23 protein-coding genes are annotated in these 22,396 nt (G+C 69.7%); 9 read left to right on the plus strand and 14 right to left on the minus strand.

What is annotated here, in order from left to right; all coding sequences use genetic code 11:
• Positions 1 to 65: 65 nt before the first annotated feature.
• Complete coding sequence (locus tag R0232_RS24055) at positions 66 to 413, minus strand: hypothetical protein (protein WP_093341198.1); 348 nt, start codon at positions 411 to 413, stop codon at positions 66 to 68.
• Positions 414 to 550: 137 nt separating this feature from the next.
• On the opposite strand from R0232_RS24055, the gene R0232_RS24060 reads away from it, so the two are divergent.
• The 4 genes from R0232_RS24060 (at position 551) to R0232_RS24075 (ending at position 5,626) form a co-directional block, all read left to right on the plus strand.
• Positions 551 to 2,377: a glutamine--tRNA ligase/YqeY domain fusion protein gene (locus tag R0232_RS24060; RefSeq protein WP_431509655.1), complete on the plus strand. Its 1,827-nt coding sequence runs from the start codon at positions 551 to 553 to the stop codon at positions 2,375 to 2,377.
• Positions 2,378 to 2,478: 101 nt separating this feature from the next.
• The gene (locus tag R0232_RS24065) at positions 2,479 to 3,387 is read left to right on the plus strand and encodes a peptidoglycan DD-metalloendopeptidase family protein (protein WP_431509656.1); all 909 of its coding nucleotides are present in this window, start codon (positions 2,479 to 2,481) and stop codon (positions 3,385 to 3,387) included.
• Positions 3,388 to 3,536: 149 nt separating this feature from the next.
• The gene (locus tag R0232_RS24070; protein WP_431509657.1) at positions 3,537 to 5,285 is read left to right on the plus strand and encodes a hypothetical protein; all 1,749 of its coding nucleotides are present in this window, start codon (positions 3,537 to 3,539) and stop codon (positions 5,283 to 5,285) included.
• A gap of 17 nt (positions 5,286 to 5,302) precedes the next feature.
• Positions 5,303 to 5,626 (plus strand): hypothetical protein, encoded by a 324-nt coding sequence (locus R0232_RS24075; RefSeq protein ID WP_296781465.1) that lies wholly within the window; start codon positions 5,303 to 5,305, stop codon positions 5,624 to 5,626.
• 22 nt (positions 5,627 to 5,648) lie between these two features.
• Here the strand turns inward: R0232_RS24075 and R0232_RS24080 are convergent, their stop codons facing one another.
• Positions 5,649 to 6,584, minus strand: coding sequence for a succinylglutamate desuccinylase (locus R0232_RS24080; RefSeq protein ID WP_431509658.1), 936 nt, complete (start codon positions 6,582 to 6,584; stop codon positions 5,649 to 5,651).
• 126 nt (positions 6,585 to 6,710) lie between these two features.
• Positions 6,711 to 7,775, minus strand: a complete 1,065-nt coding sequence (locus tag R0232_RS24085; protein WP_431509659.1) for a GNAT family N-acetyltransferase — start codon at positions 7,773 to 7,775, stop codon at positions 6,711 to 6,713.
• A gap of 143 nt (positions 7,776 to 7,918) precedes the next feature.
• On the opposite strand from R0232_RS24085, the gene R0232_RS24090 reads away from it, so the two are divergent.
• Entirely contained in the window at positions 7,919 to 8,260 is a 342-nt protein-coding gene (locus tag R0232_RS24090) for a hypothetical protein (protein ID WP_431509660.1), read from the plus strand.
• Between the two features lie 21 nt (positions 8,261 to 8,281).
• Here R0232_RS24090 and R0232_RS24095 read toward each other — a convergent pair whose 3' ends face one another.
• Together R0232_RS24095 and R0232_RS24100 are read right to left on the minus strand one after the other, a co-directional pair.
• Positions 8,282 to 9,484, minus strand: a complete 1,203-nt coding sequence (locus R0232_RS24095) for an ammonium transporter (RefSeq protein ID WP_431509661.1) — start codon at positions 9,482 to 9,484, stop codon at positions 8,282 to 8,284.
• A gap of 203 nt (positions 9,485 to 9,687) precedes the next feature.
• Complete coding sequence (locus R0232_RS24100; RefSeq protein ID WP_431509662.1) at positions 9,688 to 10,653, minus strand: LytTR family DNA-binding domain-containing protein; 966 nt, start codon at positions 10,651 to 10,653, stop codon at positions 9,688 to 9,690.
• Between the two features lie 190 nt (positions 10,654 to 10,843).
• Between R0232_RS24100 and R0232_RS24105 the strand changes: the two genes are divergently transcribed.
• Positions 10,844 to 12,073 carry an acyltransferase family protein gene (locus R0232_RS24105; protein ID WP_431509663.1) on the plus strand — a complete coding sequence of 410 codons (1,230 nt, stop codon included), beginning with the start codon at positions 10,844 to 10,846 and terminating at the stop codon, positions 12,071 to 12,073.
• A 5-nt stretch (positions 12,074 to 12,078) separates the two neighbouring features.
• On the opposite strand, the gene R0232_RS24110 is transcribed toward R0232_RS24105, so the two are convergent.
• Genes R0232_RS24110 through ylqF form a run of 4 tightly spaced genes read right to left on the minus strand, consistent with a single transcriptional unit; the run spans position 12,079 to position 14,769 of the window.
• The gene (locus R0232_RS24110) at positions 12,079 to 12,492 is read right to left on the minus strand and encodes a PaaI family thioesterase (protein WP_398497271.1); all 414 of its coding nucleotides are present in this window, start codon (positions 12,490 to 12,492) and stop codon (positions 12,079 to 12,081) included.
• Between the two features lie 57 nt (positions 12,493 to 12,549).
• Entirely contained in the window at positions 12,550 to 13,143 is a 594-nt protein-coding gene (locus R0232_RS24115; RefSeq protein ID WP_431509664.1) for an anthrone oxygenase family protein, read from the minus strand.
• A gap of 34 nt (positions 13,144 to 13,177) precedes the next feature.
• Positions 13,178 to 13,783, minus strand: coding sequence for a Crp/Fnr family transcriptional regulator (locus tag R0232_RS24120; RefSeq protein ID WP_431509665.1), 606 nt, complete (start codon positions 13,781 to 13,783; stop codon positions 13,178 to 13,180).
• Positions 13,784 to 13,794: 11 nt separating this feature from the next.
• Entirely contained in the window at positions 13,795 to 14,769 is a 975-nt protein-coding gene (gene ylqF / locus R0232_RS24125) for a ribosome biogenesis GTPase YlqF (protein WP_093339888.1), read from the minus strand.
• 263 nt (positions 14,770 to 15,032) lie between these two features.
• Between ylqF and R0232_RS24130 the strand changes: the two genes are divergently transcribed.
• The 3 genes from R0232_RS24130 to R0232_RS24140 all read left to right on the plus strand — a co-directional run bounded on the left by R0232_RS24130 (position 15,033) and on the right by R0232_RS24140 (position 18,097).
• Complete coding sequence (locus R0232_RS24130; RefSeq protein WP_093339891.1) at positions 15,033 to 15,461, plus strand: CBS domain-containing protein; 429 nt, start codon at positions 15,033 to 15,035, stop codon at positions 15,459 to 15,461.
• A 144-nt stretch (positions 15,462 to 15,605) separates the two neighbouring features.
• On the plus strand, positions 15,606 to 17,591 hold the full coding sequence (locus R0232_RS24135; RefSeq protein WP_431509666.1) for a tetratricopeptide repeat protein: 1,986 nt from the start codon (positions 15,606 to 15,608) through the stop codon (positions 17,589 to 17,591).
• 140 nt (positions 17,592 to 17,731) lie between these two features.
• Positions 17,732 to 18,097: an HPF/RaiA family ribosome-associated protein gene (locus tag R0232_RS24140; RefSeq protein ID WP_093339896.1), complete on the plus strand. Its 366-nt coding sequence runs from the start codon at positions 17,732 to 17,734 to the stop codon at positions 18,095 to 18,097.
• Positions 18,098 to 18,111: 14 nt separating this feature from the next.
• On the opposite strand, the gene R0232_RS24145 is transcribed toward R0232_RS24140, so the two are convergent.
• The 5 genes from R0232_RS24145 to gshA all read right to left on the minus strand — a co-directional run bounded on the left by R0232_RS24145 (position 18,112) and on the right by gshA (position 22,323).
• Positions 18,112 to 18,612, minus strand: a complete 501-nt coding sequence (locus tag R0232_RS24145; RefSeq protein ID WP_431509667.1) for a MerR family transcriptional regulator — start codon at positions 18,610 to 18,612, stop codon at positions 18,112 to 18,114.
• A complete protein-coding gene (locus tag R0232_RS24150) occupies positions 18,599 to 19,036 on the minus strand; it encodes a nuclear transport factor 2 family protein (protein WP_057595655.1) in 438 nt (145 codons plus the stop codon). The genes R0232_RS24145 and R0232_RS24150 overlap by 14 nt, the downstream gene beginning before the upstream one ends.
• A 107-nt stretch (positions 19,037 to 19,143) precedes the next feature.
• Positions 19,144 to 20,064, minus strand: a complete 921-nt coding sequence (locus R0232_RS24155; RefSeq protein ID WP_431509668.1) for an SDR family NAD(P)-dependent oxidoreductase — start codon at positions 20,062 to 20,064, stop codon at positions 19,144 to 19,146.
• A 110-nt stretch (positions 20,065 to 20,174) separates the two neighbouring features.
• The gene (locus tag R0232_RS24160) at positions 20,175 to 20,561 is read right to left on the minus strand and encodes a response regulator (RefSeq protein WP_057595653.1); all 387 of its coding nucleotides are present in this window, start codon (positions 20,559 to 20,561) and stop codon (positions 20,175 to 20,177) included.
• Between the two features lie 202 nt (positions 20,562 to 20,763).
• Entirely contained in the window at positions 20,764 to 22,323 is a 1,560-nt protein-coding gene (gene gshA / locus R0232_RS24165; protein ID WP_431509669.1) for a glutamate--cysteine ligase, read from the minus strand.
• Between the last annotated feature and the right edge of the window lie 73 nt (positions 22,324 to 22,396).

The following is a 22,396-nucleotide window of genomic DNA, read 5'->3' on the forward strand; positions in this document are numbered from 1 at the left end:
CGCCCAAAGAAAAAGCCGGTTCCGAAGAACCGGCTTTTTCATTTGCTCACATTCAGCGTGGCATTTCAGCGCCAGTGGCCGTGGCCATGACCGCGGTAGTAGCCGCGACCGTAATAGCGCGGGCCGTAGTAGGCCGGGGGCGCGTAGTACACCGGGGCCGGACGGTAATAGACCGGCGGCGGGCGGTAGTACACCGGCGGCGGCGGGGCGTAGTAGACGGGGGCCGGCGGCGCATAGACCGGTGCCGGGTAGTAGGCGGGGCCGCCCACGCCCACCGCCACGCCGGGAACGCCGACGCCGATGGACCAGCTCACGTCGCCGCGAGCGCTGGCCGAGGTGGCCGCGAACAGGGCACCGGCGGCGACGACGCCTGCGGCGGCCCACTTGAAGAAGGTAGAACGGGTGACGCTCATGATGTTGGACTCCTTGTAGGGAAGGCATTCACTGCCCATGTACGTATTGAACGCGCCAAATGCAAAGTGGTTGCCCGCCGCATTGTGAAGAGCGTTGCCAAAGGTAACCTGAAGATCCCCCAAATTAGAATGCGTCGATGACCTCCCCGACCGACAAAGACGTCGCAAAAACACCCGCCGCACCCAGCAATTTCCTGCGCCACGTGATCGAAAACGACCTCGCCCAGGGCGCCTACACCGGCCGCCGCTGGGGCGGGGCTCCGGGCGATGCCGAACACCACGCCCATGGCATGAGCGACCCGGCCCGGGTCCGCCTGCGCTTTCCGCCCGAACCCAACGGCTACCTGCACATCGGCCACGCCAAGAGCATCTGGCTGAATTTCGAGCTGGCGCGCGAATACGGCGGCGTCTGCCACCTGCGCTTCGACGACACCAACCCCGAGAAGGAAGAGCAGGAGTACGTCGATTCGATCCGCGACGCCGTGGAGTGGCTCGGCTACGAGACCTACCTCGCCGACCGCCCCAGCGCGCCCGGCGTGATGCAGCCGCACGAGTACTTCGCGAGCGACTACTTCGACTTCATGTACCGCGCGGCCGAATACCTGATCGGCGCCGGCCTGGCCTATGTCGACGAGCAATCGGCCGATGAAGTGCGCGCCAACCGCGGCGACTTCGGCAAGCCCGGCACCGACAGCCCGTACCGCAGCCGCAGCCCCGAGGAGAACCTCGCGCGCTTTCGCGAGATGCGCGACGGCAAGCTCGCCGACGGCGCCGCCACCCTGCGCGCCAAGATCGACATGGCGAGCCCCAACATCAACATGCGCGATCCGGCGCTCTACCGCATCCGCCGGGCCACGCACCACAACACCGGCGACAAGTGGTGCATCTACCCGATGTACACCTACGCGCACCCGATCGAGGACGCGCTCGAGCAGATCACCCACAGCATCTGTACGCTGGAGTTCGAGGACCAGCGCCCGTTCTACGACTGGCTGCTCGACCGCCTCGCCGAGGGCGGCCTGATCGCCAGCCCGCACCCGCGCCAGTACGAATTCGCGCGCCTCAACGTGACGCACGTGCTCACCAGCAAGCGCAAGCTGCGCCAGCTGGTGGAGGAAAAGCACGTCGACGGCTGGGACGACCCGCGCATGCCCACGCTGGCCGGCCTGCGCCGCCGCGGCTACACGCCCGAGGCGCTGCGCCTGTTCTGCGAACGCAGCGGCACCACCAAGTCGGGCGGCTGGATCGACTACGCCGCGCTCGAGGCCGCGCTGCGCGACACCCTCGACCCCGTGGCGCCGCGCGCGATGGCCGTGCTCGACCCGGTCAAGCTGGTGATCACCAACTGGGGCGAGCTGATGGGCGGCCCCGACAAAGATGAAAGCGCGCTCGACGACTGCTCGGCGCCGATCCATCCGCACCATCCCGAGCTCGGCAAGCGCGCCTTCAAGCTGGGCCGCGAGGTCTGGATCGAGCGCACCGACTACGAGGACGTGCAGCCCAAGGGCTTCTTCCGCCTGTTCCCCGGCAACAAGGTGCGGCTCAAGTACGGCCACGTCATCGAGTGCACCGGCGCCACGCGCGATGCCGAGGGCAAGCTCATCGAGGTGCAGGCGAAGCTGGTGCCCGACACCAAGAGCGGCACCCCGGGCGCCGACGCGATCAAGGTCAAGGGCAACATCACCTGGGTGGCCGTGGCCGACGCGGTGCAGGCGGAGGTGCGGCTCTACGAGCGGCTGTTCTCCGAAGCCAATCCGGGCGGCGGCGAGCTGCTCGATGAACTCAACCGCCACAGCCTCGAGGTCTGCGCGGCCTATGTCGAGCCCTCGCTCGCCGAAGCGAAGCCCGAATCGGCCTTCCAGTTCGAACGCCATGGCTACTTCGTGCTCGACGCCAAGGCGGCCGAGGACGGCCGGCGCGTGTTCAACCGCGCGGCGGGCATGCGCGACAGCTGGGGCAAGTAGGCGCCGGCGCTCTGCCGCACCACGAACCGGGGCCGCGCGCCCCGGTTTTTCATGGTGCTTTCCGACAATCGGGCGCGGGCCATGCCGCCACAATGCGGCCCATGTCACGCATCCTTCACGCTCCGCTCTCCACCCGCCGCACGCTCCTGATCGGCACCGCCGCCCTGCTCGCCCTGCCCGCCCTTCCCGCCTCCGCGGCGACCAAAAAGGCCGGCGCCGCCAAGCCCCAGCCGCCCGAAGTCTGGCCCCGCGCCTCCCAGGTCCCCGGCGGCATCGCGCGCCTCTCGCTCGGCCCCGCGGCCGCGCGCCCGCTGGCCACGACCGGCGGCGACGGCAACCAGCCCGTGCTGGTGCTCGGCGACGCCATCGAATGGACCGCCCTCGTCGGCATTCCTCTCGCGGCCGAACCCGGCGAGGCCAGCATCTCGGTGCAGGCCCGCCCCGATGCCGCGCCGCGCCAGCTCGGCTACAGCATCGCGCCCAAGCAGTACCGCGAGCAACGCCTGAACGTGGCGCCGCGCACCGTCGACCTCTCGCCCGAGGACCAGGCGCGCTACGAGCGCGAGCGCGACCACCTCGCCACCGTGACCGCCACGCGCACCGAGCTGCGCCCCGATGCCGCGCTGCAGATGCGCGTGCCCGTGCCGGGCCGGCGCTCGAGTTCCTTCGGCCTGCGCCGTGTCTTCAACGGCCAGTCGCGCAATCCCCACAGCGGCATGGACATCGCGGCCGGCACCGGCACCCCGGTGCTCGCGCCGCTGCCGGGCAAGGTCATCGACACCGGCGACTACTTCTTCAATGGCGGCACCGTCTGGCTCGACCATGGCGGCGGCCTGCTGACCATGTACTGCCACCTGAGCCGCGTCGACGTGAAGGTCGGCGACGTGCTCCAGACCGGTGACAAGCTCGCCGCGGTCGGCGCCACCGGCCGCGTGACCGGCCCGCACCTGCACTGGTCGGTGATGCTCAACCGCGCCATGGTCGATCCGGCGCTGTTCATTTCCGCCTGAACGTTGCGCCGGCACCTCGCCGGCGGTCCGGGCCGGGGCGCCTCTGTTGGCAAGGCGCTCGACGCAAGTAACAATTCGTTTTCAGACCGCGCGCCGGGAGGCCCCATCTCGGGGACGCGCGCCGGTCCGTTTCACTTGCACCAGCCCTCATGCAGAAGAACACGACCAGCGCGCCCCGGACCGGCAATGCCATGCCCATCAGCGACGTCCAGATCCAGAAGGCCGTCGCGACGCTCTCGAACGCGCTGCGCGCCGAGAACATCCAGGACCAGAGCTACCTCGGCCTGTACGTGGGCGAGGACGCGCTGCACGACATCCACAACCTCAACAACCAGGTCATCTATGGCCGGCGCGGCTCGGGCAAGACCCACCTGCTGAAGGCGCTGCAGGAGAAGATCAACAACGACTTCCCCGCCTCGCGGCGGATCGCGGTCTACATCGATGCGCGCACCATCCTGCCGCATGCCGAGGCCGACGGCCTGAGCTGGGAGCAGTACGCGGTCATCCTGTTCAAGAACGTCATCCGCAGCCTGGTGAATGCGTTCTCGAGCAACCTGCGCGCCATCCACGGCCGGGACGACATCATCCCGCTGCGCCGCGATCCGCTCGACGACGAGGCCGAGCGCCAGCTGCAGCACCGGCTCGAGGCCATCCAGCGCGAGCTCGACGGCAGTTCGCTCAACAAGCTCAAGGAAACGGCCCTCGCCGTCGAGTCGATCTCGCAGGCCGGCGCCTCGCTCAAGCTCTCGAAGGCGCCCGAGCTGCAGGCCTCGGGCAGCCTGCAGACCAAGTCGCAGGAGTCGAGGCTCAAGGACCAGTTCATCAGCGTCTTCGACATCGCGAACCTGCTGCAGGACCTGAGCGAGGAACTGCAGCTGAACCGCGTCTTCTGCCTGATCGACGAATGGTCCGAGATCCCGAACTCGGCCCAGAAGCACCTGGCCGAACTGGTCAAGAAGTCCTTCATCGCGAGCCGCTTCAGCTTCAAGATCGCCGCGATCCCGAACCGCACCGACCTCGGCCACAAGACCGACGAGAAGTTCTACGGCCTGGAGGACGGCGGCGACATCTTCGGCTACCAGCTCGACAACCGCTACGTGTTCGAGATCGACAAGGCCAAGACCCGCAACTTCTTCAACCAGCTGCTGTGCAAGCACCTCGAGCAGCACAGCCCCAGCCTGTCCGACGAGCTGCTGCTGCCCTCGCGCAAGAACAACGACGCCTTCATCAACGCCTTCCTCACCAACAAGGCGCTGGGCGAACTGCTGATCGCGAGCGCGGGCATTCCGCGCGACTTCATCAACCTCTTCATCCACTCGTACGCGCAGTTCAAGAGTTCGGGCTCCAAGCACATCTCGATCAAGAACGTGCGCGCCGCCACCTCGGGCTGGTACGAGACCGACAAGAAGAAGCAGGTCGACGAGCACTCGGTCGAGAAGAACCTGCTCGAGAAGATCGTGCAGGAGATCGTGGTCGGCAAGAACTCGAGCCACTTCATGATCAGCGAGAAGTACTCGGCCAATCCGCACATCCTCGGTCTGGTCGATTTCCGCGTACTGCACCTGCGCAAGAAGGGCTACTCGCACAAGGACATGGCGGGCGAGACCTTCAACGTCTACTCGATCGACTACGGCTGCTACAACCACCTGAACATCACGCGCACCGCGCTCGACAACAACACGCTCGAGAACCTCAAGGTGCGCGACGACATCCGCGACATCCGCCGCATCCACCTGAGCGACGCCTTCTTCCAGAAATTCCAGCTCGCGGTCGGCGAGGCCTTCATGTGCGAGCACTGCAAGAAACCGGTCGACACCACGCACGCGGCCTTCGTGAAGCAGTCGCTGTGCAACCACTGCTTCGAGAAGATTCCGGCGCGCAGTGCGCTGGCGGCTTGAGAAGCGAGCATCCGGCCATGCCTGGGCGCCACAGCTTCACCACCGCCTGCCTCGATCCCGCCATGCCCCCGGCTTCGCGCGCCGCCGCGCTCGCGCTGCTCAACACCCGCCTGCACCCCGCGCTGCAATCCGTGGTGGCCGCCGAGGTCGCCGCGGGCAACCGCGTGAGCGATGCCGGCGCCGATTGGCCCGACCCCGGCTCGGTGCATGTCACGCTGCGCGACCGCTTCGGCGATCGCCATGCGAACGAGAACGTGGTGTTCAGCCTCTGCGACGACCCGCACTACTGGCACGCCGACTACAGCACGGTCGACGTGCCGCGGCACCTGCTCATCTGCTGAGCGCCGCGGCCTGCCGCCCGGCTCAGATCGGCTGCGTCAGGTAGAGCGCCTCGCGCCCCACGATCACGCGCTGCGCCGGCATGAACACGGTGCAGTCGTCGACCGGCGCGCGGATCTCGTCGGGGCCGTTGGTGGCGATCAGCTCGCCCTTGGCGAAGGTCTCGAAGCCGATCAGCGGGCGCACGAAGGCGAAGTCCTCGCTCTGGATCACGTGCGTCTGCAGCAGCTTGAAGCGGCGCTGCGGCTCGGGCGCGGGGGCGGCCGGGTCCTTGTCGATCAGGCCGAAGTAGGCGAGGAAGTCGTAGGTGACGGCGGTCGCCAGGTCGGAGGCGGAGCGCAGGAAATGCTGGCCGCACTCGACCACCATCGCCACGCCCTTCCCGTCGGGCCCGCCATGGCTGCCGTACTGGATCAGCGGCGTGCCCGAGCCCAGGCCGTCGGGCATCACGAGGTGCACGGGCGGCCGGCCGATGGCCATCGCCACCTTGGCATTGCGCTCGAAGGACGGGTAGACCCAGAACGGCACCACCGGCTGGCTGGTGGAATGGATGTCGAGGATGTGGTCGGCCGCATCGACCACCGGCCGCAGTATGCGCGCGCGGCGCAACTCGGGGCTGTCCTCGCTGCCATCGAGCCACTCGGGTGACCAGATGCGGTTGAGGTTGTGGACGATCTGGCGGCTGTCGTAGGGCGCGGCCTCGGTGAAGGACTCGTAGGCGTCGATGTTCGCGAAGCTCACGGTGAGCGTGCCGATCTTCGGCCGCACGCCGTGGTCGAGCAGGTGCGTGGCGGCCGTCATGCCGCAGATCTCGTTGCCGTGCGTCAGGGCGTTGATCAGCACGTGCGGGCCGGGCTTGCCCGATTCGAAGCGGTGCACGTAGTCGACGCCGACATTGCCCTGGCGGTAGGCGGAGAGATCGCGCGGGAGGACTTCGAGGGCGGGTGGGGATTGGGTCATGGTGGGGTGTGGCGGCTCGGGCGGGAACGGGGTCGCGCGAGTTTGCTACAGGCGGCGCGTTCGTGCTGGGCACCGGTTCCGGCCCGATACGCTTCAAATCTGAAGCGTATCGGCGCAATTTGCGCTTCAGGCCACCGATTCCCCGCGCCGCGCCAGGCATTCCGCCAGCGCCTCCACCCCCAGCTGATAGACCCCTTGCCGCCGATGCACCTCGAACCCCAGCCGGCGGTTGATCGCGAGGATCGGCGCGTTGGCCTCGGCGTTGTAGGTCACGACGGTGCGCAGTTCGGGATGCAGCGCGCGCACGCTGTCGAGCATCGCGGCCTTCACCGCCTTGGCCAGCGAGCGGCCACGCCAGGCGCGCACCACGCCGGTCAGGCGCTGGTGCAGGCGGTCGGGAGTGCGCGGGTCCCAGTGCGCTTCGCACATCGCGGCCAGCGTGCCGTCGGCGTCGACCAGCAGCACCAGGTGGTGCTCGCCGCCGCTGCGGTCGAGTTCGCGGTACCAGTTGGCATAACCGTCGAGCTCGTAGCGCGCGGGCGGCAGCTCGAGTTCGCCGAGCGGCATGTCGTTGAACAGATCGGAGAACGGCGCCATCAGTTGCGCGAGGCGAGCTATCGGCGTGCGGCCGGGATGGATCTCGAAGCGCAGCGCGCCACCGGCCGTGCCCTGCGCCCTCCAGCGCGCGAGCTCGTCCGCGTCGAGGCCGTCGATGGGCATGCGGTTCTCGACCACGCGGTGCTTGAGGACCGCGCCCGAGGCTTCGAGGAAGGCATGGCCCGGCAGGTAGAAGGTGTTCATCGTGGCGACGGTCTTGCCGTGCGCGCGCATGAAGGCCAGCAGCGGCACGAGCAGCCGGCTGCCGATGCCGCGGCGCCGGTGCGTGCCCAGCACGCCGAGCCAGGCCTCCGCGTGCAACGCGAACGGCTCGCTGTTCGGTGCGTCGGGCCGGCGCCGCCAGAGGATGACGTTGCCGACCAGTTCGTCGCCTTCGCGCGCGACGAAGCGCTCGGCCTCGAAGAAGGGCATGGGGCGCCGCGCGTCGTGCTCGAAGTCGACATCGGCCGCCTGCGGCTCGCCGGGGTGCAGTTCCTCGTCGCGAAGGCGCCGGTAACGGTGGAAGCGCGCCCATTCGGACGGATCGTCCGCGTGGACATCGAAGCGCCGGATCTCGATCGCGTGGTTCGCCATCTCCCGTCCTCCATGGTCTTGCCGGGGGCGCGATTGTGCCGAAGCGCGGTCCCGTGGCGCGCGCGGGCGAACGCATCTTTGGCTTGGCCGAAGGTTGGCGCTCCACAATGGCGTTTCCGCCCCCTTCGACGAGGAGTTCGCACATGCCCTTCCCGCCGCTGTCCCGCATGGTCCTGGCCGCCGCGGCCCTGCTCGCACTCGCAGGCGCCGCCGCGCAGGAAACGAAGACCGACCCCGTCTACACGCGCGCCCGCCTGATGTCCTCGCACGAGGAGCCCGGCGGCAAGCTGTACCTGCACCTGAAGATTCCGCCGCGCTCGAAGATTCCGTTCACCACCCAGACCTTCAGGCTGGCCGACCGCAAGCTCGCGGCCGACATCGCCGACGGCACGCCGGTCGAGTTCGTCTCGCGCCACCTCGACGGCGAGAACACGGTGGTGGCGATCCGCGCGGTGGCCGAGTGCCCGCGCTTCCAGAAGTGCTGAGCCGCCTCCGCCGCGAACCGTTCACCAGTTGACTTCGCGCTCCGGCGTCGCCGAGATGTGGTGGATCGACAGGTCGGCGCCGTCGAATTCCTCTTCCTGCGACAGCCGCAGCCCGACGGTCTTCTTGAGCACGCCATAGACCAGCGCGCCGCCGAGCAGCGCCCAGACCACGCCCATGGCGGTACCGATGAGTTGCGCGCCGAGGTTCACGCCGCCGATGCCGCCCAGCGCCTGGGTGCCGAAGATGCCGGCCGCGATGCCGCCCCAGGTGCCGCACAGGCCGTGCAGCGGCCAGACGCCGAGCACGTCGTCGATCTTCCACTTGTTCTGCGTCAGCGTGAACATCGCGACGAAGATCGCGCCGGCCACGCCGCCCACCACCAGCGCGCCGATCGGGTGCATCAGGTCGGAGCCCGCGCACACCGCCACCAGGCCGGCCAGCGGGCCGTTGTAGACGAAGCCGGGGTCGTTCTTGCCCATGGCCAGCGCCACCAGCGTGCCGCCGACCATCGCCATCACGGAGTTGACCGCCACCAGGCCCGAGATCTTGTCGATGGTCTGCGCGCTCATCACGTTGAAGCCGAACCAGCCAACGCACAGCACCCAGGCGCCGAGCGCGAGGAACGGGATGTTCGACGGCGGATGCGCGGCCAGCGAGCCGTCGCCGCGGTAGCGGTTGCGCCGCGCGCCCAGCAGCAGCACGGCCGGCAGCGCGAGCCAGCCGCCCACGGCATGCACCACCACGGAGCCCGCGAAGTCGTGGAATTCATGGCCCGTGACCGAGGCGATCCAGTCCTGGATGCCGAAGTGCTTGTTCCAGGCGATGCCCTCGAAGAAGGGATAGATCAGCCCGACGATGACCGCGGTGGCGATCAGCTGCGGCCAGAACTTGGCGCGCTCGGCGATGCCGCCCGAGATGATGGCCGGAATGGCGGCCGCGAAGGTCAGCAGGAAGAAGAACTTCACCAGGTCGTAGCCGCTGCGGGCCGACAGCTCGGTGGCGCTGACGAAGAAGTGGGTGCCGTAGGCCACGCCGTAGCCGACGAGGAAGTAGACGATGGTCGAGACCGAGAAGTCGACCAGGATCTTCACGAGCGCATTGACCTGGTTCTTCTTGCGGACCGTGCCGAGTTCGAGAAAGGCGAATCCCGCATGCATGGCCAACACCATGATCGCGCCTAGAAGGATGAACAGCGCGTCTGCGCCCTGTTTGAGTGCGTCCATTGGAGCTTCTTGCTGGTTTTTGGATTGATTTGGTGCACCGCACCTGAATTCAGCAGGACGGCGGGCCAATGAAGCAAAAATGGTGCCTGCAAGCTCGTCAATGGTGCGAAACGGGCCGAGATGGGGCCGAATGAGCCCATGGGCAGGCGAGACGCACCGGAACGGATGCCGCCTGACGGTGCATGGCGCGCCCGTGCGGCGGTTCAGGAGGCCGTCGCGCCGCGCAGGGCCTCGCGGTAGCGCCGGCTGCACGGCACCGTGCTGCCGTCGTGCATGTGCAGCCGGGCATCGCCGCCGTCGAGCGGCTCGATCTCGCGCAGCCGCGAGAGATTGACCGCGTGGCTGCGGTGCACGCGCACGAACAGCGCCGGATCGAGCTGGGTCAGGAAGTCGGTCAGGGTGGCGCGCAGCAGGTAGTCGTGGCCGTTGACGTGCAGGCCGACGTAGTTGCCCTCGGCCTGCAGCCAGTCGATGTCGCCGGCGGCGATCAGGAATTCGCGGCGCAGCTTGCGCACCAGGAAGCGCTCGGGGCGCGCGGGCGCCGGCGGCGGCGCGGGTTCGGCGGGCGGCGGCGCGTCTGCGGCCGGCGCGGGCACGGCATCGGCCGGACGTGGCGACGCTTGCGGCCCTTCAGGCGCTTCGTCCGGCGCGTCGAGCACCCGGGCCTCGCCCTGCCAGCGCAGCATGAACATCCGGTAGGCCCAGATTCCGAACACGATCGAGACGTAGGCACGCACGTCCTTCAGGTACTCGTAGCCCCACTGCGCGGCCCAGCCGCCGAAGGCGTAGTGCTCGCCAGCGGCGGCGTAGGCCAGCGAGCGCAGCGCGAACATCGCCATCACGTGAACCACGCTGAACACCACGCTGGCCGCCAGGTGCCAGGCCAGGTAGCGCACCAGCCTGCCGGGCGCGAGCGAGGCCAGCGGCGAGAGCCTGCGCTCCAGCGCCACGATGGCCGGCACCAGCAGCAGCAGGACCAGGTGGCTCGAGCCCTCCCAGACCACGATCTCCCAGGTCTCGCGCGGCACGGCGCGCGAGCGCGCGTCGACCATCGCCACCGTGGTGTTGAACAGCGCCTGCAGCGCCATCACGACGATCCAGAAGCCGACCTCGACATAGCGGCGGATCGGCTCGTAGCGGTGGTAGAGGTCTTTGCGCGGGCCGGCCATGGCCGGCGATTGTCGCGATCCGCGTGGCGAATGGGGCGACAGCGGCGGCCCGGGGACGGATTTCGCCCCCTGTTTCGTCCCACCGGGACCACCGCTCGTCACAAAGTGCCGGCGGTCCGTCCCCCGGGCGCGCCGCCGCCGCGCCGCGCCCGGACCATGGCCGCTCGTTCACCCCGATCCAGGAGCCCCCATGCCCGCCGACCGATTCCCACGCCCCTCCGCCCCGCCGGCCGCCGAAGCGCGCCGGCACGACATCGACGCCCTGCGCGCCCTCGCCTTCCTGCTCGTCATCGTCTATCACGTGGCGATGTACTACGTGGCCGACTGGCCCTGGCACCTCAAGAGCCCGCATGCGGCCGAATGGCTGCAGTGGCCGATGCGGATCCTGAACCTCTGGCGCATGGACCTGGTGTTCCTGATCTCGGGCGTCTCGCTGGCCTTCCTGAGCCGCCACCAGGGCACGGCGGCGCTGCTGCGCGGCCGCGGGCTGCGGCTGATGCTGCCGCTGGCCTTCGGCATGGCGGTGGTCGTGCCCTGGCAGGCCTATGCCGAAGGCGTGGCCAACGGCCTGGTGGCGCCGGGCTTCGGCGCCTTCCTGCTGCGCTACCTGCCGATGAGCCAGTCCTGGCCCAAAGGCGCCTTCGCGGGCGCCGAGTTCGGCATCACCTGGAACCACCTCTGGTACCTGCCGTACCTGTTCGTCTACACGGCCGCGGTGGCGCTCACGCTGCCGCTGTGGCGTTCGGCCGCGGGCCAGGCGCTGCGCCGGGCCTTCAACGGGCTGCGCGGCGGCTGGCTGCTGCTGCTGCCGGCGCTGCCGCTCGCGGCCTTCACGCTGCTGCTGGCACCGCACTACCCGCCGACCCACAACCTGGTGCGCGACCCCTTCCTGCACAGCATCTACTTCACCGTCTTCCTCTACGGCTACTGGATGGGCGCGGACAGCGGCATCTGGCGCGAGCTCGAGCGGCTGCGCCGCGTGTCGCTGGCGCTGGCCGTGGCGGTGGTCGCCGCCTACATCGCGGCGCGCACGCTGGGCGCCGGCAGCGTGCCGAACGAAGTCAACGCCGTGCTGCGCTCGCTCTACCTCTGGGCCGCGGTCGCCACCCTCCTCGGCCATGGTCACCGTTACCTGAACCGCCCCTGGCCCTGGCTGCGCTGGGCCAATGCCTCGGTCTATCCCTGGTACATGCTGCACCAGACGCTGATCGTGCTGGCGATCGTCTGGCTGGCGCCGCTGGCGCTCGGCCCGGTGCTCGAGCCGGCGCTGATCCTCGCGGCCACGCTGGGGGGCTGCTGGCTGCTCAACGACGCGCTGATCCGCCGCGTGCGCTGGCTGCGGCCGCTGTTCGGCCTGCCGCCGCAGGAGAAGCGGGCGCCGGATCGGGCGCCCGCGGCGGCCCTGACGGCCGCGCGCTGAAGGCCTCAGCCCTTGTCGTCGGGCACCGGCACCAGGATCGTGCTGCCCGTGGCCAGCAGCTTCAGCGTGCCGTCCTCGACCTCGCCGAACAGCTCGGCCGCGGTGAAGACCTGCTTGCGCCCGGCCTTCACGACGCGCCCGCGCGCCACGAAGACGCGGCCCAGCGCGGGCGCCATGCAATCGACCGAGAAGTGCGAGGCCAGCACGCGGCCCGCCACGGTGGCGGCCGCGAAGCCGCAGACGGTGTCGAGCAGCGCGCCGATCATGCCGGCATGCAGGAAGCCGGCGTACTGGCCCATGTCGGCCTCGCGCCATGCCATGCGCAGCTCGGCCTCGCCCTTTTCCGCGCGCACGACTTCGAAGCCGGCCCAGCGGTTGAATGCGGCCGTTCGATTCAAGGCCTGGATGGTGTCTAGCATCGGATGCTCCTTCGAGAGGGGGACTCTCCTTGTCGACCAGAATGGGTCGAGCCCACTCTACGAAGCGCCCCTGGCCCGGCCCGTCGCGTCCGTGACCGGAACGCGCGCGGCAGTTGCATCGGCGACAGCCCGCGCACGCAGCGCGAGCGCCGCGATCGACAGCGCGAAGGCCAGCGCGCTGGCCGCGCAGCGCCAGAGGTTGGCGGCATGCCAGCGTGCGCGCGTCTCGGCCCAGTCGGGCGGCAGCGCGCGCGGATCCCACGACTCGGTGTAGGCATTGAGCGGCAGGTTCACCTGCGCGGTGAACACCACGATGCCCAGCGCATAGAGCGCGCCCGCGAACGCGAGCAGGCCGAACCAGCCACATCGCCATGCGCGCCATTCGCGCCAAGTGGCCGCGAGCGCCAGCGTGCACAGCAGCGGCGGGCCGAAGAAGAAGCCGAAGAACATCGCGTGCCGCACATGGCGGTTGAGACTGGACTGCACGGTGGCATAGCTCGCGCCGTCCATCTGCAGCGTGGCAAGGCTGACGTTGAAGCCGTAGGCCCAGAAGAAGCCGGCCATGAGGCCGAAGGCGAAGACGGCGAAGCCATGCAGGCCCCAGCCTGCAAGAGACAGCGCGAAGGAGAGCGGCGAGGTACGTGGCGGCATGCGCCGACTGTGGCGCGCGCCGCCCCGGCCCGCCTTAACCTGCGATAAGCCCCATCTCCGCGCGCAGCCGCGACAGCGAGACATCGGTCATGCCGAGGTAGGACGCGAGGTGGCGCAACGGAATGCGCCGCGCCCAGTCGGGCCGCTCGCGCAGCAGCGCCTCGTAGCGGGCGCGCGCGTCGCATTGCAGGAAGGCCTGCTCGCGCCGCAGCTTGTCGTCGAACAAACCCGCCAGCGCCGCCAGCCGCAGCGCGGTCCACGAGGGCAGCGCCGCGACCGCCGCTTCGAGCACGTCGCACGGCAGGCAGCGCACCACGGAGGGCTCGAGTGCCGCGATGAAGAAGGCGGCCGACTCGTCGCGCAGCAGCGGCGTCACGGGCCAGACGAAGGCGTCCTCGGCATGGAAGTTCTTGTTCGACTCGCGACCCTCGGCGTCGAGGTAGTACAGCCGCAGCAGCCCGCGCTCGACCCAGAAGGCGTGGCGCCACGCGCTGCCCGCGGCCAGCAGCACCGCGTGCGGCGCCACGGTCTCGCGGCGGGCCGCGCCGGCGAGCGCGGTGAGCGAACCGGCGTCGAGTTCGGGAAAGCGGCGCGCCAGGGCCGCACGCCAGGCGGCATCGGTGGCGGCCGGCTGCTGCATGGTCCTGCGCCTCAGGCGACCGCGTCGTCCTCGGCGGCCGCGGCCTTGCCGCCCTTGCGCTGCTGCTTGCGCGCGGCCTTCTTGGCCTCGCGCTCGGCATCGGCGCGCTGGCCCTCGGCCAGCCACTGGGCGAACTCCTCGGGCGTCTCGAGCGTGATGCGCCCGAGGTTGCCGGCGCGGAACTCGTGCATCACGATCTCGGCCGCCTTCTGCAGGTTCACGCGCCCCTTGCCGAGCAGCGCGCCGCGCTTGCGGCCGATGGTGTCGAGCAGCGCCTCGTCGCGCATCTCGGCGAGTTCCCCGGGCGCATGCTCGTGCTCGACCAGCTTGAAGCGCGCCACCAGCCCCGCCGCGTAGTGCTGCTTGAGGTAGCCGAGCAGCTCGAGCGCCACCTCCTCCTCGTCGAAGGCATTGCGCCCCACGGCGCCGCTGGCCGCGAGGTTGTAGCCGCTCTTGGGCACCACGATGCGCGGCCACAGCATGCCGGGCGTGTCCCAGAGGTAGAAGTCGTCGGCCAGCGTGATGCGCTGCTCGAGCTTGGTGATGCCGGCCTCGTCGCCGGTCTTGGCCTTGCGCCCGCCGGTCAGGGTGTTGATCAGCGTCGACTTGCCCACGTTCGGAATGCCGCAGATCAGCACCCGCATCGGCTTGGCGAGCCCGCCGCGGTTGGGCGAGAGCGCGTGGCAGGCGCGCACGATCTGCTGCGCGGGCGTCGAGAGGCTGGCGTCGAGCGGGATCGCGCGCGTGGCCGGCAGGCCGTTGTAGTGCGCGAGCCAGCGCTCGGTGCGCTCGGGATCGGCCAGGTCCTGCTTGTTGAGCACCTTGAGCGCCGGCCGGTTGGCGGTCAGCCGCGCGAGCATCGGGTTGGCGCTCGAGCCGGGCAGCCGCGCGTCGAGCAGCTCGATCACCACGTCGATGTCCTTCACGCGCTCGGTGATCGCCTTCTGCGTGAGATGCATGTGACCGGGGAACCACTGGATCGCCATCGGTGCGTGTCTTTCTTGTGTTTGTGGCTGCGGGATGGAATGGGACGGTGCATGCACCGGTCCGGGGTGCGCATTGTGAACCGCGAACCTGAATCGATCGATACGCCCCCGCCGCGCGGGGATACCGGGGTCTTTGCCGCGCGCGGCATGGCCGCACGCTTGCAAAGTCTTGCGCCGCTCGCGCGTGCCAGCCCCTATGATTTGTCGCAGAGCGCGCCTTCCGGCGTCGGTCGAATCCAGACTTTTTTCAAGGAGTTGCCGCGATGAAACCCGTCTCCGAACTGCTCAAACGTCACGACTCCGCGGCCTGGCGGACCTCGCCGGGCACCACGGTGTTCGATGCGCTGGCCACGCTGGCGCATTTCGAGGTCGGTGCCCTGATGGTGATGGAGGGCGACCGGCTGGTCGGCTTCCTCTCCGAGCGCGACTACACGCGCAAGGTCGCGCTGCAGGGCAAGAACTCCAAGGAGGTCAAGGTCTCGGAGATCATGACGCCCGACGTGATGACCGTGAACCCGCAGACCCCCACCCAGACCTGCATGGCGCTGATGAGCCAGCGCAAGTTCCGCCACCTGCCGGTGGTCGACGGCGACAGGGTGGTGGGCATGATCTCGATCCAGGACCTGATGGACGACATCATTGCCGACCACGAGCAGACCATCGAGCAGCTCACCCACTACATCCAGAGCTGAGCGAAGGCGGCGCCGCCGCCCTTTTTCGGCCCCCGCGTCAGGCAGGCGCGACCGGACGACGCTAGACTGCGCGCGCCCGCCCCTCGCGGCCGGGCGCCACCTCGTGGCCCTCCCCCCAAGATCACCGAACCACAAGGGTCTGCAATGAGCTTGCAGTCGGCCGAACTGCTTTTCCGGCAGGGCCAGTATTCCGCTGCGCAGAAAGTGCTGCTGCAGCTGCTGAAAAAAGGCCAGCACATGGCCGCCGCGAACCGGCTGCTGGGCTTCATCGCGGGCCAGACGCAGGACTTCCCGCAAGCCATCGAGCGGCTGCGCGCCTCGCTGCGCTACGACCCGAATTCCCTCGAGAGCTGGTACTACCTCGGCATGGCCTGCCAGAAGTCGGGCCAGCACCGCACCGCGGCCGAGGCCTTCGGCACGCTGCTGCAGCGCCAGCCGAACCTGTTCGAGGCCGAGCACGACCTGGGCCTCGCGCTGCTCGCGCTCGGCAAGGCCGAGGAGGCGCTGGCCCATTTCGACCGCGCGGTGCAATTGCGCCCGGGCGCCTTCGAGGCCCACATGAACCGCGGCGCGGCCTGCGGCAAGCTGCGCCTGCATGCACAGGAACTTCAGTGCTACGAAAGCGCGCTGGCGCTGCAGCCCGCGCATCCCACGCTGATCGAGAACTACGGCACCGCGCTGTGCCAGGCGCGGCGCTTCGCGGACGCGGCACAGCTGTACGACCGGACCCTGCGCGAGCATCCCGGCGACGCCGACTACGCCTTCGCGCGCGGCGGCCTGCTCTATGCGCGCGCGGCCATCGCCGACTGGCAGGACTTCGACGCCCAGATGGCGCTGCTGCGCGAGGACATCCGCGCGCAGCGCGAATGCATCGAGCCCTTCGCGCTGCTGATCCTGCCTTCCACGCCGCAGGAACAGCTGCAGGTGGCGCGGCTGCATGCGCAGCGCCACTACCCGATGGCGCCCGAACCGCTGCACGCGGCGGTGCGCGCCGAGGGCGAGCGCCTGCGCGTCGGCTACATCTCGGCCGACTTCGGGCGCCATGCCACCTCCTTCCTGGTGGCCGAGGTGTTCGAGCGCCACGACCGCGAGCGCTTCGAGGTCACGGCGATCTCGCTGCGCAAGAGCGACGGCAGCGCGATGCGCGAGCGGCTCGAGCGGGCCTTCGACCGCTTCGTCGACGCGCACGAGCTGTCGGACAGCGAGACCGCGCAGGCCATCGCCGACCTCGGCATCGACATCCTGGTGGACCTCGGCGGCTACACCATCGATGCGCGGCCCTCGGTGCTGGCGCTGCGGCCGGCACCGCTGCAGCTCAGCTACCTGTGCTTCCCGGGCACGCTGGGCGCGCCCTTCATCGACTACCTGGTGGCCGACCCCTTCCTGATCCCCGAGGCGGCGCGCGCGGACTACAGCGAGAAGATCCTCTACCTGCCCGACGCCTACCAGCCCAACGACTCGCGCCGCGAGACGGCCGCCGGGCCGCTGTCGCGCGCCGATGCCGGCCTGCCGGAGGGGGCCTTCGTCTTCTGCAACTTCAACAACGGCCAGAAGCTCACGGCCGCGTTCTTCGACATCTGGTTGCGGCTGCTTGCGCGGGTCGAGGGCAGCGTGCTCTGGCTCAAGGGCGGCACCGAGGCCTACGAACGGAACCTGCGCGAGCGCGCCGCCGCGCATGGCATCGCCTCGGAGCGGCTGGTGTTCGCGCCCTGGGCCGAGCAGTCGGCCCACCTGCAGCGCCTGGCGCTGGCCGACCTGTGCCTGGACAACCTGCCCTACAACGCCCACACGACCGCCAGCGACGCGCTGTGGGCCGGGCTGCCGCTCGTGAGCTGCGTGGGCCAGACCTTCGCCGGCCGCGTGGCGGGCAGCCTGCTGGGCGCGGCCGGTTTCCCGCAGCTCGCGACCGACTCCCCGGCCGCCTACGAGGCACTGGCCCTGGCGCTCGCCACCGACCCGCCGCGCCTCGCGGCGCTGCGCGCCGAGCTGGCCGCCGCGCGCGGGCACTGCGCGCTGTTCGACACCGCGACCTACACGCGCCACCTCGAAAACGGTTTCGCCGCGGCCTGGGAACGCCACCGGGCGGCGTTGCCGCCCGAGCACATCGTGGTGCCGCGCCTGGGCGCGTAGCCCGTCCCTTCGTCCGCGGATCGCCAACCCTGCCCGGCCCGCCGGCAGGGCCTTGGCCTACGCACGCCACGGTTTCAGCGTTCAGAGTGAAGACTCGTTTCGATCCTCCAACCTGACATCCAAGAAGGGAGACACTGGACATGCAGATACAGGTCAACACGAGCAACGGCATCGACAACAAGGAAGCGCTCGAGCGCTGGGCCGACACCGAGATCCAGCAGCAGCTGCAGCGCTTCGCCGACGACGTGACACGCGTGGAAGTGCACCTGAGCGATGAAAACCACGAGAAGGCCGGCGAACGCGACAAGTGCTGCGTGATGGAAGCGCGGCTCGCGCACCACCAGCCGCTGGCGGTGAAGCAGCACGCGTCCAGCATGGACGAGGCCTTCCGCGGCGCGTCCGACAAGCTCAAGCGCCTGCTCGACAGCACGCTGGGCCGGCTGCACAACCACCGCGACCGCGAGTCGATCCGCCGCGACGGCGGCATGGGGCTGGTGGCCGAATAAGCCTTCGGCGCCCTTCAGCTTCGACGCGCGCGGCGCGAAGGCGCCGGCGTGTCCGGCTGGCGCGGTGGCCGCGCCGGCTCGGGCGCGCCGGTGGGAATGAGCGGCGGGCGCTGCCCGCTCTCGATCCAGGCGTCGTAGAAGTCGATCTTGCGGTCGACCAGCGACAGCGCGCGCTTCCATTCGGCGATGGTCTGATTCACGCGCTCGCGGTGCGCCGCGAGCAACGCGCGCCGCTCGGCCAGGGTGGCGCGGCCGCGCAGCGCGAGCGCGGTGTACTCGCGCATCTCGGCGATCGACATGCCGGTGCGGCGCAGCCGGTCCATCAGGTCGAGCCAGCCGATGTGGGGCTCGCCGTACAGGCGCCGCCCGCCCGCGTCGCGCACCACGCCGGGCACCAGCCCCTGGCTCTCGTACCAGCGGATCGCATGCACGCTGCGGCCGGTGCGCTGCGCCAGCTCGCCGATCAGGAACGGCGTGCCCTGCGCGACGCCGCGCCGGGCCTCAGGCGCCGGCATCGGCCGGGGCCGCGACCCCGGGCGCTTCCAGCGCCGAGGCCACCAGGCCGGTGTCGAAATACTCGATCAGCTCCTTCACCAGGCCTCCTTCGAGTCGGTAGACGTAGCAATAGCGGTTGTTGTAGCGGCGCCCCGCATGGGTCAGCACATCGCCGCTGAATTGCACCACCACCCGGTCCTCGTCGGCCAGGACGTGCTCGGTGCGGCTGGTGTAGGGGGTGGCGAACTGGGCGAACAGCGGGTTCAGCAGCTCCTCGCGGATCGCCTTCCTGCCGCGGTAGGTGCGCGACCAGGCGGTGCTGCCCTCGAGCTTCCAGGTCGCGTCGTCGGCGAAGCCCTCGAGGAAGGGCCGGCTGTTGCCTTGGTCGAGCTGGGCGTGGATGTGCTGGATGAGCGCCTTGTTGCTGGCGGTGGTGGTGTTCATGGCGATGTCCTCTTGAGCGTCAATGGAAAGCACCGGGGGCCCGGTGGATTTCATTGGAAGTGCTCGCGTGCACTCGAGGTCAAGCGCCATGAACGCCCGGGCGGAATTCAGCCGCGCGCCGCCTTCGCCTTCGCGACCTCGTTCGCGCCCTGCGCGGTGCCGCTCTGGGGCACCTGCTCGCCCTCGCGCGCGCGCACCTCGTCGAGCCGCGCGGCCAGCTGCTCGGGCGTGTCGCCGCCGATGCCGATCCAGGCGCCCTGCGTGAGCGTGATGTGCGCGGCCTCGAAGGTGCCGGCGCCCGCGCACAGGATGGCGCGCGTGGGCGCGTTCTCGGCCGCCAGTACCAGCATCGCCGGCACCACGGCCTCGGGCTGGAAGGCCTCGAGCATGTCGGGCGGGAACAGGTCCTCGGTCATGCGCGTGGCCGCGGTGGGCGCCAGGCAGTTGACGCGGATGTCGTTCTTCGCGCCCTCGATGCTCAGGGTCTGCATCAGGCCCACCAGCGCCAGCTTGGCGGCGCCGTAGTTGCTCTGGCCGAAGTTGCCGTACAGGCCGCTCGAGGAGGTGGTCATCACGATGCGGCCGTACTTCTGCGCGTTCATCAGCGCCCAGACGGCCTTGGTGCAATTCACGGCGCCCATCAGGTGCACGTCGACCACCAGTTTGAAGTCGGCCAGTTCCATCTTGGCGAAGCTCTTGTCGCGCAGGATGCCGGCGTTGTTCACGAGGATGTCGACCCGGCCCCAGGCATCGACCGCCTGCTGCACCATGGCCTGCACGGCCTCGAAGTCGGTGACCGAAGCGCCGTTGGCGATCGCCTCGCCGCCCGCGGCCTTGATCTCGTCGACCACCGCCTGCGCCGCGCTCACCGAGCCGCCCGAGCCGTCGCGCGCCCCCCCGAGGTCGTTGACCACCACCTTGGCGCCGCGCGCCGCGAGGGCCAGCGCATGCTGGCGGCCCAGGCCGCCGCCGGCGCCGGTCACGATGGCCACGCGGCCCTGGAAGTCGATGCTGCTGTCGTTGCTCATGTCGTCTCGGTCTCTCGGAGAATGGATGGAGGACGCGTCCAAACCGCACGCGCCGCGGCGCGTTTTACCTCAGAAAGTACCGCGCGGCCGCGCCCGGGCGGTCCCGCCAGTCACTCGTGCGACGAGGTTTCGTGCAGGGTTTCGCAGTAGGCGACGAGCTGGTCGAGCTCGGCCGACTTGTCGAAGAAGGCGTCGGCGCCCAGCAGGCGCGAGCGGTCGCGCATCTCGGCGGTGGCGTAGTTGCTGAGCACCACCACCTTCTGGTGCGGCGAACGCTGGCGGCAGGCATCGAGCACGCCCAGGCCGTTGCCGCGCTCGAGGAACAGGTCGACGATGGTCAGGTCCCAGTCGTCGCGGTGCCGCTGCAGCCAGGCCACTGCCTCGTCCTCGCTGCCGGCCACGGCCAGCACCTCGGTCTCGGTCACGTCCTCGAGGAAACCCACGAGGTTCTCGCGGATCACGGGGCTGTCTTCGACGAGGTAGGCCTTGAGACTCATGATCGCCCGCCCCGCGCAGTGCCGCACCGTTGCGGATCGGCCAGGGCGCGGAACGAGGCGGGAGGGAACGGCTGGCGGGCGACGGCTTGCATGGTCCGATCCTCTCAGCCATGCGGCGGTGCAGCGTGAGCCAGCGGCACCGACCGCCTGTAGGCCACGGGCCAAGACGGCTGTCGTCAGCCGGCGGCCGGGCGGCCCGCCGTCAGGCCGCGACGGCCACCCGCTGGCCCTTGCCCACGCCCAGGCGCGTGGGCGACACGTACTGCTCGCGGTAGATCTCGAACGGCATGGTGTCGGCCATCTCGATGCGCTTCTGCTCCTGGATCGAATCCTCGGTCATGCGCGCGAATACGGCGCGCTGGGCCTCGGAGAAGGGCAGCGCCATCAGCGCGGCGCGGGTCTGCTCGGAGCGCGCGCGGATGAAGCCGATGAAGGAGTTGGCATGCTCGTGCTCGATGGCCGCGAGCACGCGCGCCGAGGGCAGGCTGTCGGGGTTGCCCAGCGCCTCGCGCGCGGCGCGCACCGCCTCGGCATGGGCCGTGCCGCCGTGCGCGGCATCGAGCCGCTCGGCGATCGGCGCGCACTGCTCGACCAGTTCCAGGCCCCAGTCGACCAGCGACACCGGCTGGCCGCCGCGCAGCAGCGCCAGGCCCGGCTCGCGGCCGCGCGCGGCCGTCAGGTGCTGGTTGTGCGCCAGGTCGGCGATCTCCTGCGGCGTGTCGTCGGGGCTGTCGCTGAGCAGGCAGTGCAGCAGGAACACGTCGAGGAAGCGCATGGTCTGGGCGTTGATGCCCACGGTCTCGAAGGGATCGAGGTCCATCAGCCGCACCTCGACGTACTCGACGCCGCGCTCGCGCAGCGCATGCAGCGGGCGCTCGCCGGGGTTGATCACGCGCTTGGGGCGGATCGTGCCGTAGAACTCGTTCTCGATCTGCAGCAGGCTGGTGCCGAGCTGGTTGTAGTCGCCGCCGAGGTTGCGGATGCCGATGGCCTCGTAGGCCGGCCAGGGGCGCGTGAGCGCGTCCTGCAGCGAGGCGCCGTAGCCCTCGAGGCTGTTGTAGCTCACGGCCAGCGAGGCCTGCGCGTCGCTCTGGTAGCCCAGGCGGCCCATGCGCAGCGAGGTGCCGTGCGGCATGAACATGCTGCCGTCGCCCAGCGGCTGCAGCTCGTGCGGGCGGCCCGCGACGAAGCTCGAGCACAGCGCCGGCGAGGCGCCGAACAGGTACAGCAGCAGGAAGGCGTGGCGGCGGAAGTTGCGGATCAGCGCGAAATACGCTTCGCTCGAGACCTCGGGCAGCGACCAGTTGTAGTGGATGCCCGAGATGGTCTGCATGCGGCGGCCGTAGCGGTGGCTCAGGCCCATGCGGTAGACGCTCTTGGCGCGGCCCACGTTCGACGAGCCGTAGCGGCCGATCGGAATGGTCTCGTCGGTCGGCAGGCCGCAGGGCATGCTCGAGACCCACATGCGCTCATCGCCGAGCTGGTCGAGCACGCGGTAGGTGAACTGGTGGACGCGGGTCAGCTCGTCGAGCGCGGCCTCGGCGTCGCCGTGCACGCCCGTGATCAGCTCGAGCTGCGACTCGCTGAAGTCGGTCGTGATGTGCGGATGGGTCAGCGCCGAGCCGAGCGCGAGCGGATGGGGCGTCAGCGCGAGCTTGCCGTCGGGCAGCGCGCGCAGGCTTTCCTTCTCGATGCCGCGCCGCATGCCTTTCAACCGCCCGGCCGAGAGCGAACCCAGCCTCTCCTGCAATCTGTTGCTCATATTGTTATGACCCATCAATCTTCTGAGGGGCTGGAAGGTAGCACGGCGGCGCGGGCGCTGCTCGTGCAGGGAA

The sequence above is a fragment of the Variovorax sp. DAIF25 genome (assembly GCF_050711835.1).
Classification (GTDB): domain Bacteria; phylum Pseudomonadota; class Gammaproteobacteria; order Burkholderiales; family Burkholderiaceae_C; genus Variovorax.

Coding starts and splice junctions, on each gene's coding strand:
- R0232_RS24150 (WP_057595655.1), bottom strand. CDS start 19,036: ATGAACACCACCACCGCCAGCAACAAGGCGCTCATCCAGCACATCCAC.
- R0232_RS24155 (WP_431509668.1), bottom strand. CDS start 20,064: ATGAGCAACGACAGCAGCATCGACTTCCAGGGCCGCGTGGCCATCGTG.
- R0232_RS24100 (WP_431509662.1), bottom strand. CDS start 10,653: ATGGCCGGCCCGCGCAAAGACCTCTACCACCGCTACGAGCCGATCCGC.
- R0232_RS24140 (WP_093339896.1), top strand. CDS start 17,732: ATGCAGATACAGGTCAACACGAGCAACGGCATCGACAACAAGGAAGCG.
- R0232_RS24145 (WP_431509667.1), bottom strand. CDS start 18,612: ATGCCGGCGCCTGAGGCCCGGCGCGGCGTCGCGCAGGGCACGCCGTTC.
- R0232_RS24065 (WP_431509656.1), top strand. CDS start 2,479: ATGTCACGCATCCTTCACGCTCCGCTCTCCACCCGCCGCACGCTCCTG.
- R0232_RS24105 (WP_431509663.1), top strand. CDS start 10,844: ATGCCCGCCGACCGATTCCCACGCCCCTCCGCCCCGCCGGCCGCCGAA.
- R0232_RS24090 (WP_431509660.1), top strand. CDS start 7,919: ATGCCCTTCCCGCCGCTGTCCCGCATGGTCCTGGCCGCCGCGGCCCTG.
- R0232_RS24085 (WP_431509659.1), bottom strand. CDS start 7,775: ATGGCGAACCACGCGATCGAGATCCGGCGCTTCGATGTCCACGCGGAC.
- R0232_RS24115 (WP_431509664.1), bottom strand. CDS start 13,143: ATGCCGCCACGTACCTCGCCGCTCTCCTTCGCGCTGTCTCTTGCAGGC.
- R0232_RS24110 (WP_398497271.1), bottom strand. CDS start 12,492: ATGCTAGACACCATCCAGGCCTTGAATCGAACGGCCGCATTCAACCGC.
- R0232_RS24075 (WP_296781465.1), top strand. CDS start 5,303: ATGCCTGGGCGCCACAGCTTCACCACCGCCTGCCTCGATCCCGCCATG.
- R0232_RS24070 (WP_431509657.1), top strand. CDS start 3,537: ATGCAGAAGAACACGACCAGCGCGCCCCGGACCGGCAATGCCATGCCC.
- R0232_RS24080 (WP_431509658.1), bottom strand. CDS start 6,584: ATGACCCAATCCCCACCCGCCCTCGAAGTCCTCCCGCGCGATCTCTCC.
- R0232_RS24095 (WP_431509661.1), bottom strand. CDS start 9,484: ATGGACGCACTCAAACAGGGCGCAGACGCGCTGTTCATCCTTCTAGGC.
- R0232_RS24055 (WP_093341198.1), bottom strand. CDS start 413: ATGAGCGTCACCCGTTCTACCTTCTTCAAGTGGGCCGCCGCAGGCGTC.
- gshA (WP_431509669.1), bottom strand. CDS start 22,323: ATGAGCAACAGATTGCAGGAGAGGCTGGGTTCGCTCTCGGCCGGGCGG.
- R0232_RS24130 (WP_093339891.1), top strand. CDS start 15,033: ATGAAACCCGTCTCCGAACTGCTCAAACGTCACGACTCCGCGGCCTGG.
- R0232_RS24120 (WP_431509665.1), bottom strand. CDS start 13,783: ATGCAGCAGCCGGCCGCCACCGATGCCGCCTGGCGTGCGGCCCTGGCG.
- ylqF (WP_093339888.1), bottom strand. CDS start 14,769: ATGGCGATCCAGTGGTTCCCCGGTCACATGCATCTCACGCAGAAGGCG.
- R0232_RS24060 (WP_431509655.1), top strand. CDS start 551: ATGACCTCCCCGACCGACAAAGACGTCGCAAAAACACCCGCCGCACCC.
- R0232_RS24135 (WP_431509666.1), top strand. CDS start 15,606: ATGAGCTTGCAGTCGGCCGAACTGCTTTTCCGGCAGGGCCAGTATTCC.
- R0232_RS24160 (WP_057595653.1), bottom strand. CDS start 20,561: ATGAGTCTCAAGGCCTACCTCGTCGAAGACAGCCCCGTGATCCGCGAG.